The 16,231-nt window shown below is 68.7% G+C and carries 21 protein-coding genes; 8 read left to right on the top strand and 13 right to left on the bottom strand.

Going from position 1 to position 16,231, the window contains the following annotated elements; genetic code table 11:
* Positions 1-6: 6 nt before the first annotated feature.
* From secB to A9977_RS11990, 3 genes are all read right to left on the bottom strand, one after another.
* Positions 7-465, bottom strand: coding sequence for a protein-export chaperone SecB (gene secB / locus A9977_RS12000; protein WP_183025073.1), 459 nt, complete (start codon positions 463-465; stop codon positions 7-9).
* 140 nt (positions 466-605) lie between these two features.
* Positions 606-866: a glutaredoxin 3 gene (gene grxC / locus A9977_RS11995; RefSeq protein ID WP_183025072.1), complete on the bottom strand. Its 261-nt coding sequence runs from the start codon at positions 864-866 to the stop codon at positions 606-608.
* Between the two features lie 66 nt (positions 867-932).
* Positions 933-1,352 (bottom strand): rhodanese-like domain-containing protein, encoded by a 420-nt coding sequence (locus A9977_RS11990; RefSeq protein ID WP_183025071.1) that lies wholly within the window; start codon positions 1,350-1,352, stop codon positions 933-935.
* 94 nt (positions 1,353-1,446) lie between these two features.
* Here A9977_RS11990 and gpmA point away from each other — a divergent pair, with 94 nt between their 5' ends.
* The 3 genes from gpmA to A9977_RS11975 all read left to right on the top strand — a co-directional run bounded on the left by gpmA (position 1,447) and on the right by A9977_RS11975 (position 4,505).
* A complete protein-coding gene (gene gpmA, locus A9977_RS11985) occupies positions 1,447-2,190 on the top strand; it encodes a 2,3-diphosphoglycerate-dependent phosphoglycerate mutase (RefSeq protein WP_183025070.1) in 744 nt (247 codons plus the stop codon).
* Between the two features lie 79 nt (positions 2,191-2,269).
* Positions 2,270-3,712 (top strand): S41 family peptidase, encoded by a 1,443-nt coding sequence (locus tag A9977_RS11980; RefSeq protein WP_183025069.1) that lies wholly within the window; start codon positions 2,270-2,272, stop codon positions 3,710-3,712.
* Between the two features lie 34 nt (positions 3,713-3,746).
* On the top strand, positions 3,747-4,505 hold the full coding sequence (locus A9977_RS11975; protein WP_183025068.1) for a molybdopterin-synthase adenylyltransferase MoeB: 759 nt from the start codon (positions 3,747-3,749) through the stop codon (positions 4,503-4,505).
* 15 nt (positions 4,506-4,520) lie between these two features.
* On the opposite strand, the gene A9977_RS11970 is transcribed toward A9977_RS11975, so the two are convergent.
* Positions 4,521-6,542, bottom strand: coding sequence for an AsmA family protein (locus tag A9977_RS11970; protein ID WP_183025067.1), 2,022 nt, complete (start codon positions 6,540-6,542; stop codon positions 4,521-4,523).
* 308 nt (positions 6,543-6,850) lie between these two features.
* On the opposite strand from A9977_RS11970, the gene A9977_RS11965 reads away from it, so the two are divergent.
* A complete protein-coding gene (locus A9977_RS11965) occupies positions 6,851-7,252 on the top strand; it encodes a response regulator (RefSeq protein ID WP_183025066.1) in 402 nt (133 codons plus the stop codon).
* Positions 7,253-7,320: 68 nt separating this feature from the next.
* Here the strand turns inward: A9977_RS11965 and A9977_RS11960 are convergent, their stop codons facing one another.
* On the bottom strand, positions 7,321-7,953 hold the full coding sequence (locus A9977_RS11960) for a response regulator transcription factor (RefSeq protein ID WP_183025065.1): 633 nt from the start codon (positions 7,951-7,953) through the stop codon (positions 7,321-7,323).
* 132 nt (positions 7,954-8,085) lie between these two features.
* On the opposite strand from A9977_RS11960, the gene A9977_RS11955 reads away from it, so the two are divergent.
* From A9977_RS11955 to A9977_RS11940, 4 genes are all read left to right on the top strand, one after another.
* A complete protein-coding gene (locus A9977_RS11955) occupies positions 8,086-9,441 on the top strand; it encodes a CHASE3 domain-containing protein (RefSeq protein WP_183025098.1) in 1,356 nt (451 codons plus the stop codon).
* A gap of 171 nt (positions 9,442-9,612) precedes the next feature.
* Positions 9,613-9,987, top strand: a complete 375-nt coding sequence (locus tag A9977_RS11950) for a hypothetical protein (protein WP_183025064.1) — start codon at positions 9,613-9,615, stop codon at positions 9,985-9,987.
* Between the two features lie 38 nt (positions 9,988-10,025).
* Positions 10,026-10,406: a hypothetical protein gene (locus tag A9977_RS11945; RefSeq protein ID WP_183025063.1), complete on the top strand. Its 381-nt coding sequence runs from the start codon at positions 10,026-10,028 to the stop codon at positions 10,404-10,406.
* Complete coding sequence (locus A9977_RS11940) at positions 10,396-10,851, top strand: hypothetical protein (protein ID WP_310936118.1); 456 nt, start codon at positions 10,396-10,398, stop codon at positions 10,849-10,851. Before A9977_RS11945 ends, A9977_RS11940 begins: the two co-directional genes overlap by 11 nt.
* A 68-nt stretch (positions 10,852-10,919) precedes the next feature.
* Here the strand turns inward: A9977_RS11940 and A9977_RS11935 are convergent, their stop codons facing one another.
* The 8 genes from A9977_RS11935 to nudB all read right to left on the bottom strand — a co-directional run bounded on the left by A9977_RS11935 (position 10,920) and on the right by nudB (position 16,038).
* On the bottom strand, positions 10,920-11,441 hold the full coding sequence (locus tag A9977_RS11935; RefSeq protein WP_259651921.1) for a BON domain-containing protein: 522 nt from the start codon (positions 11,439-11,441) through the stop codon (positions 10,920-10,922).
* 43 nt (positions 11,442-11,484) lie between these two features.
* Positions 11,485-11,682, bottom strand: coding sequence for a CsbD family protein (locus tag A9977_RS11930; RefSeq protein ID WP_183025061.1), 198 nt, complete (start codon positions 11,680-11,682; stop codon positions 11,485-11,487).
* A gap of 121 nt (positions 11,683-11,803) precedes the next feature.
* Complete coding sequence (locus A9977_RS11925) at positions 11,804-12,640, bottom strand: DUF429 domain-containing protein (protein WP_183025060.1); 837 nt, start codon at positions 12,638-12,640, stop codon at positions 11,804-11,806.
* Positions 12,641-12,653: 13 nt separating this feature from the next.
* A complete protein-coding gene (locus A9977_RS11920) occupies positions 12,654-13,535 on the bottom strand; it encodes a DMT family transporter (RefSeq protein WP_183025059.1) in 882 nt (293 codons plus the stop codon).
* 56 nt (positions 13,536-13,591) lie between these two features.
* Positions 13,592-14,014, bottom strand: coding sequence for a BLUF domain-containing protein (locus A9977_RS11915; protein ID WP_183025058.1), 423 nt, complete (start codon positions 14,012-14,014; stop codon positions 13,592-13,594).
* A 5-nt stretch (positions 14,015-14,019) separates the two neighbouring features.
* Positions 14,020-14,751 (bottom strand): GTP cyclohydrolase I, encoded by a 732-nt coding sequence (gene folE, locus A9977_RS11910; RefSeq protein ID WP_183025057.1) that lies wholly within the window; start codon positions 14,749-14,751, stop codon positions 14,020-14,022.
* A 70-nt stretch (positions 14,752-14,821) separates the two neighbouring features.
* Complete coding sequence (locus tag A9977_RS11905; RefSeq protein ID WP_183025056.1) at positions 14,822-15,580, bottom strand: endonuclease/exonuclease/phosphatase family protein; 759 nt, start codon at positions 15,578-15,580, stop codon at positions 14,822-14,824.
* On the bottom strand, positions 15,577-16,038 hold the full coding sequence (gene nudB / locus A9977_RS11900) for a dihydroneopterin triphosphate diphosphatase (protein WP_183025055.1): 462 nt from the start codon (positions 16,036-16,038) through the stop codon (positions 15,577-15,579). The genes A9977_RS11905 and nudB overlap by 4 nt, the downstream gene beginning before the upstream one ends.
* Positions 16,039-16,231: the final 193 nt, after the last annotated feature.

The raw sequence follows: 16,231 nt of genomic DNA, 5'->3' as shown, positions 1-16,231 counted from the left end.
GCCGGTTTACTGCGTGACGATGGGCGAGGGCTGGCCGGCGGCGGCGGCCTGCTGCTGCTCGTACATAGCCTGGAAGTTGATCTCGGCCAGGTGCACGGGCGGGAAGCCGCCGCGCTGGATCACGTCGGCCACGTTGCCGCGCAGGTAGGGGTAGACGATCTGCGGGCAGGCGATGCCCAGGATCGCGCCCATCTGGTCTTCTGGCAGGTTGCGGATCTCGAAGATGCCGGCCTGCTTGGCTTCGACCAGGAACACGGTGCGGTCCTGCACCTTGGTCTGCACGGTGGCGGACACGGTGATCTCGAAGATGCCGTCGGCCACCGGCTGGGCGTCGACGCCCAGCTGGATGTCGACCGTGGGCTGTTCCTGCTCGAGCAGGATGGCCGGCGAATTGGGCTGTTCGAGCGACAGGTCCTTCAGGTAGACGCGCTGGATCTGGAACACGGGATCAGGGGTATCGGCCATGGCTGAACTTTCGAGAATCAAAACAATGCCCGCCGGGGAGAGCTTCCCGCAGCGGGCTGCAGATGAATGAGCCGACGATTATCGCCCGACGGCGAGGCTCATTCGTGAAACACCGTGGAAGCGGCGGCGCCGCCCCGCGCTCAGGCGCCCTGCAGCAGGGGCACCAGGCCGCCGCGGCCGTCGAGCGCGATCAGGTCGTCGCAGCCACCCACATGGGTGTCGCCGATGAAGATCTGCGGCACGGTGCGGCGCTGGGTGATCTCCATCATGGCGGCGCGCGCCTGCGGGTCGGTGTCGATGCGGATCTCCTCGATCTGCTCGACGCCCTTGGATTTCAGGACCTGTTTCGCGCGAATGCAGTAGGGGCAGACGGCGGTGGTGTACATCTTGACGGCTTGCATGCGCTGTACCTTGGGGACGATGGCGGTTTTTCAACGCCGCGCAATCCGGCTGCGCGGCCCGTGGGTTCAGGCTTTTTCGGGAGCCTTCTCAACGGGCAGGTTAGCGTCTTTCCAGCCCTTGAGTCCGCCGGCGATCACTTGGGCCTGCTCGTAGCCGAGTTTCTTGGCCACCGCCAGCGCGCGCTGGGCGCGAGCCCCCGAGGCGCACATCAGCAGCACCGGCACGCCCTTGTTCTTGACCGTGGTCGGCAGCTTCTGCTCGAGCTGGTCGAAGGGCACGTTGCGGGCGCCGGTCGCGTGGCCGGCGGCGAATTCGGCCGCGTCACGCACGTCGACCACCACGCCGCGCTCGCGGTTGATCAGTTGCACGGCGCCCTGCGCCGTGAGCGAGCCACCGCCGTTGCCACGGATCAGCGGCCAGGCCAGCATGCTGCCCGAGCCGACCGCGAGCAGGATCAGCATCCAGTTGTCGACGATGAATTTCACAGGGTTCCTTGAATGGCAAACCGCCGATTTTAGAATGGCGGGTCATGCAGGCTCCTGCATTCCCGAATCTCAATCTCCGCCAAAGGCCTTCCCCATGCACAAACTGGTATTGATCCGCCACGGCGAGTCGACCTGGAATCTCGAAAACCGCTTCACCGGCTGGACCGACGTCGACCTGACCGAGACCGGCGTCGAACAGGCCAAGCAGGCCGGTCGGCTGCTCAAGGCCGAGGGTTACGACTTCGACGTGGCCTACACCAGCGTGCTCAAGCGCGCCACGCGCACCCTGTGGCACACGCTCGACGAACTCGACCGCACCTGGCTGCCGGTGGTGCATTCGTGGCGCCTCAACGAGCGCCATTACGGCGGCCTGCAGGGCCTCAACAAGGCCGAGACGGCCAAGGAGTACGGCGACGAGCAGGTGCTGGTGTGGCGCCGCAGCTACGACACGCCGCCGCCGGCACTCGACGCGGCCGACCCGCGCAGCGAGCGCGGCGACCTGCGCTACGCCAAGCTCGCGCCCGAGCAGATCCCGCTGACCGAGTGCCTGAAGGACACCGTGGCGCGCGTGCTGCCCTTCTGGAACGAGTCGATGGCGCCCGCCATCCGCAGCGGCCGCCGCCTGGTGGTCGCGGCCCACGGCAATTCCATCCGCGCGCTGGTCAAGTACCTCGACGGCGTCTCCGACAGCGACATCGTCGGCCTCAACATCCCCAACGGCATCCCGCTGGTCTACGAGCTGGACGACGAGCTCAAGCCGCTGCGCCACTACTACCTGGGCGACGCCGAAGCGGCCGCCAAGGCCGCTGCCGCGGTGGCTTCGCAAGGCAAAGGTTGAAGATTAAGGAACCCTGGTAGAAGAATTGCTTCAAAGCTAGCTGTATATTGGCTTGACACCCGACTAGGACACTCATTACATGGGCCAGAAACTCAAGATCACCGGCTGGGTTGCAGCCGGCGCCGTGGCCGGCGTGCTGACCACCGTCTCGCTGCAGACCGTGGCACGCGGTTCGCTGGCACCCTTGCCGCTCGAGGAGCTGCAACAGCTCGCGGCGGTGTTCGGGATGGTGAAGAGCGACTACGTGGAGCCGGTGGATGAGAAGAAACTCATCTCCGACGCGATCGCCGGCATGGTCGCCGGCCTCGACCCGCACTCGCAGTACTTCGACAAGAAGTCCTTCAAGGAATTCCGCGAGGGCACGACCGGGCGCTTCGTCGGCGTCGGCATCGAGATCGCCCAGGAAGACGGGCTGGTCAAGGTGGTGTCGCCGATCGAGGGTTCGCCGGCCTTCCGCGCGGGCCTCAAGCCCAACGACCTGATCACGCGCATCGACGACACCGCGGTGCGCGGCCTGTCGCTCAACGATGCGGTCAAGCGCATGCGCGGCGAAGCCAACACCAAGGTGTTGCTGACCATCTACCGCAAGGACGAGAACCGCACCTTCCCGGTCACGATCACGCGCGAGGAAATCCGCACTCAATCGGTGCGCGGCAAGGTCATCGAGCCGGGCTACGGCTGGATCCGCCTGTCGCAGTTCCAGGAACGCACGGTCGACGACTTCGTCAAGAAGGTCGAGGAAATCTACAAGCAGGACCCCAACCTCAAGGGCCTGGTGCTCGACCTGCGCAACGACCCGGGCGGCCTGCTCGACGCGGCGGTGGCGATTTCGGCAGCCTTCCTGCCCGAGAACGTGACGGTGGTGTCCACCGACGGCCAGCTCGCCGAGAGCAAGTTCGTCTACAAGGCCGCGCCGGAGTTCTACCAGCGCCGTTCGGGCACCGACCCGCTGCGCGGCCTGCCCGCGGCGCTCAAGACCGTGCCGCTGGTGGTGCTGGTCAACGAGGGCTCGGCCTCGGCCAGCGAGATCGTGGCCGGCGCGCTGCAGGACCACAAGCGCGCCACCATCATGGGCAGCCAGACCTTCGGCAAGGGCTCGGTCCAGACGGTGCGCCCGCTGGGCCCCGACACCGGCCTGAAGATCACGACCGCGCGCTACTACACGCCCAGCGGCGCCTCGATCCAGGCCAAGGGCATCGTGCCCAACGTGCTGGTCGACGAAAGCGCCGAGGGCAGCCCCTACGCGGCCCTGCGCATGCGCGAGGCCGACCTCGAGAAGCACCTGGCCAGCGGCCAGGGCCCCGAGACCAAGGACCCCGAGCGCGAGAAGGCCCGCGACGAGGCCCGCAAGCGCCTCGAGGAAGAGGCCCGCAAGCCGCCGCAGGAACGCAAGGTGCCCGAGTTCGGCAACGACAAGGACTTCCCGCTGCTGCAGGCCATCGCCAGCCTCAAGGGCGCGCCGGTCATCGTCAGCAAGACGCAGGTGATCGTCGACAACAAGGAAGAGAAGAAAGAGAACTGAGCGCGGCCGCGGCGACGCGGCGGGCGCCAAGCGTATGGACGACGAGGCCCTGCTGCGCCATTCGCGGCACGTTCTGCTCGAGGAGTACGGCTTCGACGGCCAGCAGCGCGTCGAGGCCTCCCATGCGCTGGTGATCGGCGCCGGCGGCCTGGGCTCGCCGGTCTGCCTCTACCTCGCGGCGGCGGGCGTGGGCCACCTCACGCTGGTCGACGACGACACGGTCGACCTCACCAACCTGCAACGCCAGATCGCCCACACCACGGCGCGCGTGGGCCAGTCGAAGGTCGCCTCGGCGGCCGAGGCCATGCGGGCCATCGACCCCGGCGTCCGGCTCACGCTGCATGCGCTGCGGGCCGATGCGGCGCTGCTGTCGGAACTGGTGGGGGCGGCCGACGTGGTGATCGACTGCTGCGACAACTTCGCCACCCGCCATGCGGTGAACGCCGCCTGCGTGGCCCACGGCAAGCCGCTGGTGGCGGGCGCCGCGATCCGTTTCGACGGGCAATTGAGCGTCTACGACCTGCGCGATCCCGCTTCGCCCTGCTACGCCTGCGTGTTCCCGCCCGATGCGGCCTTCGAGGAGACGCGCTGCGCGGTGATGGGCGTGTTCGCACCCGTGGTCGGCACCATCGGCACGCTGCAGGCGCACGAGGCACTCAAGCTGCTGGCGGGCATCACCCCCTCGCTGGCCGGGCAGTTGCTGATGTTCGACGGCCGGCGCACGGCTTTCGACAGCCTCCAGGTGGCGCGCGACCCGCACTGCAGCGTGTGCGCGCAGCGCCCCGGCGCTTGAAGCGCCCTTCCCTGCTCAGCGCTGCTTGGCGCCCTTGGCCCGGGCCGCGCCGTTGGCGGCCGCGCCGGCGGTCGGCCGGTTCGCATCCGCCAGCACGCCCTTGCAGTCCGCATCCTCGCCGGGACCGGTCTCGATGGTCGCCGCCAGCGCCAGCAGCGGATTGATCGCGCCCAGCGCCAGCGCGGCCAGGCCGCGCCCCGCCAGCGGCGCGACCTCGACGCCGCCCTTCGGATCGCCGAAGGTGCCGCTGACCACCAGCGGCGTGCGGATCGAGAGGATGTTTTTGCTCTTGGGCTCGGGGCGGACCACGAAGTCCAGCGTCTCGTTGGCCAGGTTGGCCTGGCCGCTCGCGATGAACACGGCATTGGTGGTGTCCACCACCAGCGTGCGGCCAGTCATCAGGCCCTTGTTGACGTCGAAGGCCACGGCCGCGCAACGCAACTCCACGTTGCGGTCGCCGCGCAGCAGGAACTTGATGATGTCGCCGCCCACCAGCGTCGCGAACACCGGCAGCAGGTTGCCGAACTGGCCGCTGCCCGACAGCACCGCCACGTCGCCGGAAGCACCGCCCAGCCAGCTGGCCACCGAATTGCCGGAGCCCGAGAGATTGATGCGGCCGCCGAACTTGCCCACGCTGTTGCCCGTCGTCTCGAGCTTGGGGAACAGGCGTGCCAGCTGCATACCGCGCAGGTCCAGCGAGGCGCGAATGTCGGCCGGGTTCTTCGCCGCGTCGATGCGGATCGCGCCGCTCAGCTTGCCCGCGGCCACGCCCAGGTCCAGCGGGTCGAGCGTGAGCACCTTGTCCTGCAGCTTCACGTGCACGCTGCCCTTGTCGAGCGGCACCTCGCGCACGTTGCGGATCCGGTCGGCGCTGTAGCGCACGTCGGCGTTCATGGCGCCCAGGCGCTCGAAGTCGAGCGTGGCGGTGGGCAGCACCTTGTCCTGCCCGTTGCGCTGCGGCCGCTTGACCTGGGTCACCGTCGGCGGCGGTGCGACGCCCTCCACCGCATTGGCCGAGCGGGCCGTCGGCGGCAGGCCGATCAGCGGGCCCAGGTCGTCCATGTCCATCACCTGCGAGCGCAAGGTGCCCGAGAGCATCGGCACCTTCGTGCCCTGGTCGAACTGCATCTCGCCGCCGATGTCGGACAGCCCCAGCTTGCCCTTGAGGCCCTTGACCTCCCACAGGCTCGCGCGCTTGCCGAGCTGGCCGCTCAACGCATAGGGCGAAGTCTGCGGCAATGCGATGCCCAACAGGCCGTAGAGGTCGCCAAGGCTCTGGCCGCGCAGGTCGAAGGTGGCGTCGATGCCGTCGAGGCTGCTGAGCGCGGCCACCGTGCCCGCGGCCTTGAGCCGGGTCTGGCCTGCGCGGGCATCGATCTCCAGCGGGAACGGCGGCTGGCCGGTGGCGGCGAGCTGCATCACGTTGCCGGTGCGCCCCTGCGCCGTCAGCGGCTGACGCTGGTAGGTGCCCTTGATGCGGTAGCTCAGGGGCAGCTCGCCCTTGCTGCTGTCATAGGCGACCTCCGCATGCAGGTCCACACCCAAATGCGGGGCCAGGAAGTCCACGCTGCCGTTGTCGACCTGGATCTGGCCGATGGTGGGCACCGTGCCTTCGTCCGAGGTGTCCTTGCCCAGCGCCCAGGTCCGGCGGCCGTCCTTCTCCATCTGCAGGCCCACGGCGGGGGCAACCATCATCAGGCGCGGGATGACGACCTTGCCGCCCAGCAGCGGCCACAGCCGCAGGTCGAGTTCGGCCCGGTCGGCGCGCACCAGGTACGGGTCCCGCGCCCAGGAGGGATTGGCGAATTCGATGCCGTCGAGCTTGACGGTGGCACTGCGCCAGCCGAGGTCGACATCGAGGTGACGCGTGATCTCGAAGGTCCGCCCGGTCTTCTCGCTGACATAGCGATTCACCGGGCCGCGCAGCACGTCCCAGGGAAAGAACATCACCACCAGCACCAAGACCGCGAACAGGGCCACCAAGGCCGTGACGATCCGCACTGCCCACTTTCGGCCCCTTGGCTTGTCGTTCTGCATGGAAGTGTTCCTTCTGCGGGGCGGCTGATACGGGACACGACTCCGGCGGCCCAGGCCGGCGTGCACGGCGCGAGGTTATACGGCGCCAGGGGGTGCCGAGGTCGGCACGGCACGGCAGCCCCTGTGGGCAGGGGCCTACGAAAAAGGCGTCGATCCCGGGCCCGGGCCCTGAAGTCGGAATGCGCCTACAAACGCCCTCCTCCCGTGCTTGCAAGATGACGGGATGCCGTGGCTACGATGCGACGAGTGGCTGTACCTGCCAACGCACGACACCGGCGGGCGGCATGGAGGGAGAACGGGTCTTCGCCATGGACACAAAATTGAAAACCTACATCGTCGAAGACAACCTCACGATCCGCGAGAACCTTGTCGGAACCCTGGAAGAACTCACGCGCGCCGAGGCCATCGGCCATGCCGAAACGGAAGCCGAGGCGCGCGCTTGGCTGGCAACGCACAAGGATGCATGGGATCTGATCATCATCGACCTGTTCCTCAAGCAGGGCAGCGGCTTGGGGGTGCTGCAGGCCTGTGCGGTGCGCGGGCCGCGCCAGCAGGTGGTCGTGCTCAGCAACTACGCGACCCAGGACATCCGCCGGCGCTGCGTCCAGCTGGGGGCCGACGCGGTGTTCGACAAGTCCAACGAGATCGACGCGCTGCTGGACTTCTGCCTCGCGCAGTCCTCCGATCGCGCGAGCAACGACGGCGCTTGAACAGCGGCGCGCCGAAGGCGATGCCCGACCGCGGCGCCCTCGGGGACGCCGCGGCTCGGTCCGCGATCTCAGTCGATCAGCTTGTTTTTCAGCGCGTAGTAGGTCAGGTCGCTGTTGGAGGAGAGGTTCATCTTCTCCATCAGGCGCGTGCGGTAGGTGCTCACGGTCTTCACCGACAGCGACAGCGTCTTGGCGATGTCGCCCGCCGTTTCGCCCTTGGCCAGCTTGAGGAACACCTGGAACTCGCGCTCCGAGAGCTGCTCGTGCGGTGCTGCATCGTCCTTGCGGTCGAGCTGGCGTGCCAGCAGTTCGGCCACGGCGGGCGTGATGTAGCGACGGCCCAGCGAGACGGTACGGATCGCATTCACGATCTCGATCGGCTCGCATTCCTTGTTGAGGTAGCCGCTGGCGCCCTGACGGATCAGGTTCATCGCGTAGTGCTCCTCGGGGTAGCCGCTCAGGATGAGGATGCCCACATCCGGCGCCTTGGCCCGAATCATCGCCAGCGCGTCGATGCCGCTCTGACCGGGCATGGACAAGTCCATCACCAGCACGTCGAGCTCCGTCGTGCGCACGAGCTCGATCGCCTCGCGTCCGGTTCCCGCCTCGCCTACGACGCGCAAATCCACATGCTCGGAGAAAAACTGCCGCAAGCCGGACCGAACGATGGCGTGGTCATCCACAATTCCGATCTTGATCATCTGTCATCCTCTTTGTTGTCGCGCACTCGTGAGTCGCGATATATCGTTCCCTGAACGGCATTGATTATTCACGAAATTGATCACGGGACCGTCAGCGGAAGCCTCTACATGCGTTGGTTAGCCTTTCCCAAGATGGCCTTGAGCCTCACCCTGGCCCTGTTGGCCGCGGTGGTGCTCGTGGGCATCAACGAAGCCGGATTCCGCCAGTCGACCCGCGCGCTCGAAGAGGTCGGCCAGGCCCAGCGCATGCGCACGGCCCTCAGCGCCCTGCTGCAGAACGTGGTGGATGCGGAGACCGGCCAGCGCGGCTACCTGCTGACCGGCGAGACGCACTACCGCGAGCCCTACGACAACGCGATCCGCCAGATCGACGGCCAGCTCAACGTGCTGCGCGCGCTGTACGCCGACCGGCCGGAGGACAGCGCCCGGCTGACCGTGCTGTCGACGCATGTGGCGCGCAAGCTCGCCGAGATGGAGATGAGCGTGCGCCTGCGCACCAACGGCAACGAGGACGCCTGGAAGTTCGTCATCACCACCGACGTCGGCCGCGAGGAGATGGAGGCCATCCGGACCCAGGCCAACGCACTGGTCGCCAGCAGCGACGCCGCCCTGGCGCGCGGCCAGGTGCAGATCGCGAAGTCGCTGCAGCTGGCCCGCGTCGGCATCGCCGTGGTGGCACTGGCCGCGCTGCTGGCCTTCTACCTCTACCTGCGCCAGAGCCACGCGCTGCGCTCGGCCGGCGAACGCCAGCAGGAGGCCCTGCAACGCGAACGCAATGCGCTCGAGACCGAGGTGCAGGATCGCACGGCCACGCTGGCCGAGCTGGCGACCCACCTGCAGGAAGTGCGCGAAACGGAACGCGGCTACCTCGCACGCGAGCTGCACGACGAGCTCGGCTCGCTGCTCACGGCCGCCAAGCTCGACGTGGCCCGGCTCAAGTCGCGCCTGGCCGACACGCCCGACGCGATCGAACGCCTGCAGCACCTGACCGAGCTGCTCAACAGCGGCATCGCGCTCAAGCGACGAATCATCGAGGACCTGCGGCCCTCGTCGCTGTCCAACCTGGGCCTGGTCGCCTCGCTCGAGATCCTGGGCCGTGAATTCGCCGACCGCTCCGGCCTGCAGATCGAGATGTCGCTGGAGCCGGCCGTGCTCGACGAAGCACGCCAGCTCACGATCTACCGCATGGTGCAGGAGAGCCTGACCAACATCGGCAAGTACGCCGAGGCCTCCGAAGCCACCATCGTGATGAAGGACTACGGCAACCACGTGATCGTCGAAGTGGCCGACAACGGCAAGGGCTTCGACACCCAGCGCGTGCGCCCTTCCACCCATGGCCTGGCGGGCATGCGGCACCGCGTCGAGGCCGCGCAAGGCAAGCTCACGGTGATCTCCACGCCCGGCCACGGCACCCGGCTCACGGCCATGCTGCCGGTTCGCCGCGTCGTCGCGACGCCGACGCCGGCCGGCGTGGCGCCGGGACGCTGACGTTGCTCTCCTACGAGGCCCGCGCACGGCTGCTGACAAGCCGCGGCGGGCAGCGTGGCTAAGGTGGACACCAAGCTGCTCATCACGGCCCGCCAACGCCTTCCAGCGCCGGGCGGACGCCGTTACGATGGACAGGCCAAAGCGCTCAATCTCCCAGAAAGGACTCTTTCCATGAACACGAAGACCGCATCGCAACTCGCCGACGAAGCCAGCCGCACCGCCAACGACGCCATCGAGTCGACCCGCGCTTACGCACAGAACGCCGTGAACGCCGCAGGCGAGAAGGTGCGCGACCTGCGCCGCGAAGCCGAGCCCAGCGTCGAACAGATCGCGGCCCGCGTGCAACAGGCCGTGCAGCGCGGCCTCGACGCCGCATCGACCACCAGCGCACGCGCCCAGCGCCGCCTGGAACAGGCCGCGGACGTGACGGGCAAGTACATCTCCGACCAGCCCGTGCGTTCGGTGCTGATCGCCGCCGCCGCCGGCGCCGCCATCACCGCGCTGATCGTGCTGGCCAGCCGCCGCGGCAACCGGGATGACTACTGAGCCCTGACGGCCGCTGACACCGTCCCCGCTCGCGCACCATGCTTCATCCCCTCTATGCAACGGTGCTCGGGCATCCGGAGCTCATCGCCGAACACGTCGGCAACTACGCCGCCCTGATCAAGCTCGAAGCCGCACAGGCCGGGCGCGGTCTGGGCGCGCGCATTGCCGCGGGCGTTGTGGCCGCCATCGCGCTGCTGCTGGCGCTCGGCCTGGCGGGCGTGGCCGCCATGCTCTACGGCATGGAAGGCCGCTTCCACTGGACGCTGGTCGCCATCCCTGCCGGATCGCTGTTGATCGCACTGATCGCCGGCTGGATCGCCTGCCGGCCGCTGGCTTGGCACGGCCTGGCCGAAGTCCGCGCGCAGTTCGACGAAGACCTGCGTGCACTGCATGCCGCTGGAGGACGCCGTGGCGATTGACCGTGATGCTCTGACACCGCAGCAGCGCCTGGCGCTCTCGCGCCGCGCGCTGTTCCGACAGCCCGCCCCCGTTCCCGACGAAGCCTACGACGCCCCGCTGGAAGCGGCCGAAACCTCGGCCGCGCGCGGCGATCAACCCATGGCCAGAGCGTTCTCGCTGCAGGGCCTGCCGTGGCTGGACATGGGCCGCAGCGTCGCCCTGCGCTGGTGGCGCCGGCATCCGGCCAACGCTGCCTGCCAGCTGGCCCGCCCGGTACTGCAGCGCTTCGCCGAGGAGCGTCCCGGCCGCCTGATGGCCGTGGCCGCCGGCACCGGTGCGCTGGCGGTGTTGGTCAAGCCGTGGCGCCTGCTGTCGGTCACGGCCGTCTTGGCCATGCTGCTCAAGACTTCCGACGTGGCCGACATGGTCACCACCTTGATGCAGCGCGACGACGAACGGCGTTGAGCACGCCCCTGCCCCCATGAAAAAACCCGGCATGCCGGGTTTTTTTCTTGGGGGCGGAGGAGGCGCGTCTACATCGCCCTCACTTCCAGCCGGTTGTCGACCTGGCTCACACCGGTCACGCCGCGCGCGATGGTCTCGGCCCGCGCCTTCGCCTCGGCGTTGGGCGCCGGGCCGCGCAGAGTGACCGTGCCGCCCTGGGTGTCGACGTCGATGCGGGTGGCGCTCAGCGCCGGGTCCCTGGCCAATCCGGCGGACACGCTGGCGGTGATGGTGGCATCGCTGACCCCCGCGGAGACGGCCGCACCGGTCTCCTTGGCGGCTTCCTTGATTCTGTCGAGGCCCTGCTGCATCGCGGGCTTCGAAGCCTTCACCTTGGCGCCTGCCTCGCGGGCCAGGGCCTCGGTGCGCGCCGCCGCTTCGGTCGCAGCCTGCTGGGTGCGCGCGATCGCGGAATCCACCTTCTGGCCCGCGCTGCGTTCGTCGGCCTCGTCGCAGGCAGCCAGCGCAAGCAAAAGGCCCAGCAACGCAAAGCGTGCCAGGCCCGGAATTCGCCCGCGCGGCGCCCCGTGGAAATGCATCGGGGAGTTCATCGCACTGTCCTTTCAGACGCGGGTCCCGTGGGGACCCTCGGACTCACAGCTTCTTGGCGCCGTCCTTGATGGCGTCCTTGGTCTTTTCCTTGACGTCGCCATAGGTGCTCTGCACCTTGCCCGCGACCTTCTCGGCGGCGCCCTCGGCTTCGAGCGACTCGTTGCCCACGACCCGGCCGGTCACTTCCTTGACCTTGCCCTTGGCTTGGTCCACACGGCCTGCGACTTGATCTTTGTTCATGGTTTGCCTTTCGGTGAGTTGGAGAAACGCGCCTCATCGAGGCGACTGCGTCCACTGTGGCCCGGCACCCCCTGCCCCACCCCGTCGCCATTGCCTCAAGGCCCTGTAGGACGGTGCTGCGTCAGGCGCTGAGGATCCAGCCCTCGAGCGGATCGAGGTCGGCAGGCAGGCCGTAACCGTGCGCTTCATGGCCCTGCCGCGCCGCCCAGGCCGCCTGGACCAGGCACAGCACCGCATCGAGCGCATCGCCGCGCGCATCGGCCAGCAGCTGGTCGCGCTGGGCGTGCGTGAGCGCCAGCCGCAGGTCGAGCCGGGTCGCGCCGCGCTCCAGCGCCGACAGCAGGTCGGCCCGCGCCACCCAGCGCTCGGTGTCCTGCCGTGCCAGGTCATCGCTCTTGTAGCTGCGCCGGCCGATCAGCTCGCGCGCCAGCAGGCCGGGGTAGGCCTCGAGCGCGATGCGGGTGGCGCCCGGCACCGCGTGCAGGCCCGGCAAGGCGGCCCCCGCGGCCAGCAGCCTGGGCACGCCCGCATGCAGCATGAAGGCCACCGGCGGGTTCACCCATTTCATCGACGGGCTCGAACCCGCCGGCAGGTCGGTGCGCCGATGCGCGAACTTGCCGCCCATCGGCCGCGCATCGCAGAAGGCCGCGAAGGCGTCGCGGATCTGCGCACGCTCCAGGCCCGCGTAGTGCGCCATGCAGGCCTGCCACTCCTGCGGCCAGCCCAGCTGCTCGACCAGCTCGCGCGGCAGGCCGAAAGGCAGGTCGAAGCCGCCGATCCAGGCCGGCGTGTCGTGCAGCCACTGGCCCCAGGCCTCGAGCGTGGCGAAAGGCAGCAGCTTCGACAGGGTCACGCGCGCGCCGCGCATCGCGCCCAGCGCCACCACGATCGGCTTGCGGGCCGAGGGTGCACTGGAAAAGTCGCAGCCCAACAGCAGCGGCGGCGGCTGCGGGCTCATCGGCACGCGCGCCTCACCCCAGCGCCAGTGCGATCACGCCGACCGCGATGAAGCAGGCGCCGATCAGGCGCAGCACGCGGTCGCCCTCGCGCAGCAGGTGCCCGCCGATCAGCGCGGCGAAGAGCATCGAGACCTCGCGCGCGGGCGCCACGTGCGAGATCGGCGCCTGCTGCACCGCGTACAGCACCAGCACATAGGACACCGGGCTGATGGCGGCCACCACCAGCGCGTACTTCCACTGCGCGCGCCACAGCCGCACCGTGGCCGGCCGGTCGCGCAGGGCCACGGGCAGCAGCAGGACGATGCGCACCAGGTTGCCGAAGTAGTCGAGCAGGATCGGCGACATCGCGAGGAACTTGACCGCGTAGCTGTCGACCACGGTGTAGGCCGCGATGAAGGCGCCGGTGAGCACGCCGTAGCGGATGCCCTTGTGCACGCGGTCGCGCTGCGCCGCATCGTGCGGGCCGCGCCACAGCCGCGGGCCGCCCGCCACCAGGAACACGCCGAGCACCACGCCGACGATGCCGACCAGCCCCACCAGGCTGATGCGCTCGCCCAGGAACAGGATGGCCACCAGCGAGGAGAGCAAGGGACCGGAGCCGCGCGCCAGCGGGTACACCACCGTGAGGTCCGACTTGCGGTAGCCACGCAGCAGCGTGACGTAATAGACCACGTGCAGCAGGCCGCTGACGCCGATGAAGGCCCACTCCTTCGCGCCCCACTGCGGCACCACGTTCCAGCCCAGCCACAGGCCCACGGGGCCCCAGACGAACATCATCAGCACGCTGGTCTGGAAGGCGAAGCGCGCGTCGCCGTTGGCCTTCTTGGCGGCGATGTTCCAGCTGGCGTGGATGATCCCGGCCAGCAGGATCAGGGCGAAGGCGGACAGCGGCACCGCGGTCTAGACGCGGACGCGGCGGTGCGAGAGACCGGGCGCGGGACCCACGGGCCTCAGTTGCGTCCGACGATGGCGGCGGTGGCCATCAGTTCCTCGAGCAGGGCCATCGACACCTTGCCGGAGACGGCGTAGGGGTCGAGCTCCGGGCGCTCGGAATAGCGCAGCAGCGTGGCGGCATGCACCTTGGTCAGGTGCACCTGGCCCATGGTCCAGCCGCCGAAGCGGCGCTCGCTGATCTCTTCGTAGTGCAGCAGCACCACGTCCTTGTGGCGCGGGTCCTTCTGGATGTGGCCGTAGAGGTCGCTCACGGCCACGCGGCCGCCCTCGATGGCCTGCAGGAAGATGCCCGCGCTGTAGCAGAGGATGCCGGTGATGCCGCAGGCGGTGTTGTGCGCCCTCGACTGCGCGAGGATCGCATCGGTGGCGCTGGTGCTGTTGTCGACCGCGCGGCTGGCGTAGAGGAGGCGTACGAGCATGGCGTTCAGCGCGAGCGCGGCAGCAGGGAGAGGAATTCGCGGCGCAGGTTCGGGTCCTTGAGGAACACGCCGCGCATGACGGAGTTGATCATCTTGCTGTCCATTTCCTTGACGCCACGCCAGGCCATGCAGAAATGCTCGGCCTCCATCACCAGCGCGAGGCCGTCGGGCTGGGTCTTCTCCTGGATCAGGTCGGCCAGCTGGACCACGGCCTCTTCCTGGATCTGCGGCCGGCCCATCACCCACTCGGCCAGCCGCGCGTACTTCGACAGGCCGATCACGTTGGTGTGCTCGTTGGGCATCACGCCGATCCAGAGCTTGCCGATGATCGGGCAGAAGTGGTGCGAGCAGGCGCTGCGCACCGTGATCGGGCCGACGATCATGAGCTCGTTGAGGTGCTCGGCGTTGGGGAATTCGGTCAGCGAGGGCGGCGGCACGTAGCGGCCACGGAACACCTCGTTGAGGTACATCTTGGCCACGCGGCGCGCGGTGTTGTCGGTGTTGTGATCGTTCTCGACGTCGATCACCAGGCTCTCGAGCACGCCCTTCATCTTGACCTCGACTTCGTCGAGCAGCGCCTCGAGCTCGCCCGGCTGCACGAACTCCGCGATGTTGTCGTTGGCGTTGAAGCGCTTGCGCGCGGCCTGCAGGCGCTCCCGGATCTTGACGGAGACGGGCGTCCCCTCGTCATCGGCCGGTGCGGCGGGGGGTTGGGGGGCGTCGATCTTCCTGAGCATGGCGGGAATCCTACCAGCGAACGCCCGAACGCCGCGGGGCCGCCGGCGCACACCCCGCGCCCGCGAAGCGCTACTTATTCGATAGCGAAAAGTCGGTCAGCAGCGGCAGGTGATCGGACATCCGGGCCCAGATCGGGCCGCGCGGCACGCTGCAGGCGACCGGCGCCAGCCGACGCGCATAGATGAAGTCGAGCTGCGTGACCGGCAGCCGCGAAGGATAGGTCAGCGTCGGCGGGCCGCGCAGGTCGCTGGAGTCGCGCATGCCCATGGCGTTCATCGCGTAACGCATGCGCGCGCCCCAGTCGTTGAAGTCGCCGGCCACCAGCACCGCCTCGTCGGGCGGGATCTCGCGCTCGATGAATTCGCGCAGCCGGGCGATCTGGCGCACCCGGCTGCCCTTGATCAGGCCCAGGTGCACCACGATGGCGTGCACCGGCGCGCCGTCGACGTCGATCAGCACGTGCAGCAGGCCGCGCTGTTCGAAGCGGTGGTCGGAGATGTCCTGGTGGGTGGTGCGGATCACCGGCCAGCGCGTGAGCAGCGCGTTGCCGTGCTCGCCATGGCGCGTGACGGCGTTGGTCTCGTAGACGGCGGTGTAGCCCTCGGGCGCGAGGAAATCGGCCTGCGGCAGCTCGGGCCAGCGCGCGAAGTGGCGCTCGCCCTGCCGGTTCATCTTGCGCACTTCCTGCAGGCACACGATGTCGGCGTCGAGCTGTTCGATCGCGTGGCCGAGGTTGTGGATCTCGAGGCGGCGCGCCGGGCCGATGCCCTGCACGCCCTTGTGGATGTTGTAGGTCGCCACCCGAAAGGTGTTCGCGGTCGCGTTCATGGCGCAAATTGTGGCAGCAGCAGGATGGCTTCGGCGTTCGAAGGGGAAAAACAGGCTTCGGCCGCGGCACGGTGCGGCAGCCATTGCCAGGCCGTGTGCTCGCGCGGCGCGAGCACCGGCACGATGCGCTCGGGCACGCACAGGCCGAACAGGTGCTCGGTGTTGCGCGTCACGCCCGGCGCATAGCGCGCGCGCCAGCGCGGGTAGATCTCGTAGACGTTCTGCAGCCGCCAGTCGCGCAGCTGCGGCGCCAGCGCGCTGCCGGGCATGCAGTCGATGCCGGTCTCCTCGCCCACCTCGCGCGCGGCGGTCAGCGCCAGCGGCTCGTCGACATGGTCCTTGCTGCCGGTCACCGACTGCCAGAACTCGTCGGCATCGGCGCGCCGGATCAGCAGCACGTCGAGCGCCGGCGTGTGGACCACGACCAGCACGGACTCGGGAATCTTGAAGGGGTTCATCGTCGGCAGGCGGGCGGGCAAAGCAGCCACGGTACAGCATGCGGCCTTGCCATGGCCCGGGTTTTGGCGCCCCCGGTAAAATCCACCCCGACGCAGCGATGGCGCTTCCCGGCCGGCCCGGAGCAAGCCAAGCCACGCATCCAGGAGCCCGGGCCTTAAGCCCGTCCGACGAGCTCCGCGCGCACGGTTCAAT

The organism is Variovorax sp. UMC13, from assembly GCF_014170375.1.
Lineage (GTDB): Bacteria > Pseudomonadota > Gammaproteobacteria > Burkholderiales > Burkholderiaceae_C > Variovorax.
The sequence above is the reverse complement of the archived record's forward strand: the minus strand, read 5'-3'. Positions and strand labels throughout refer to the sequence as shown.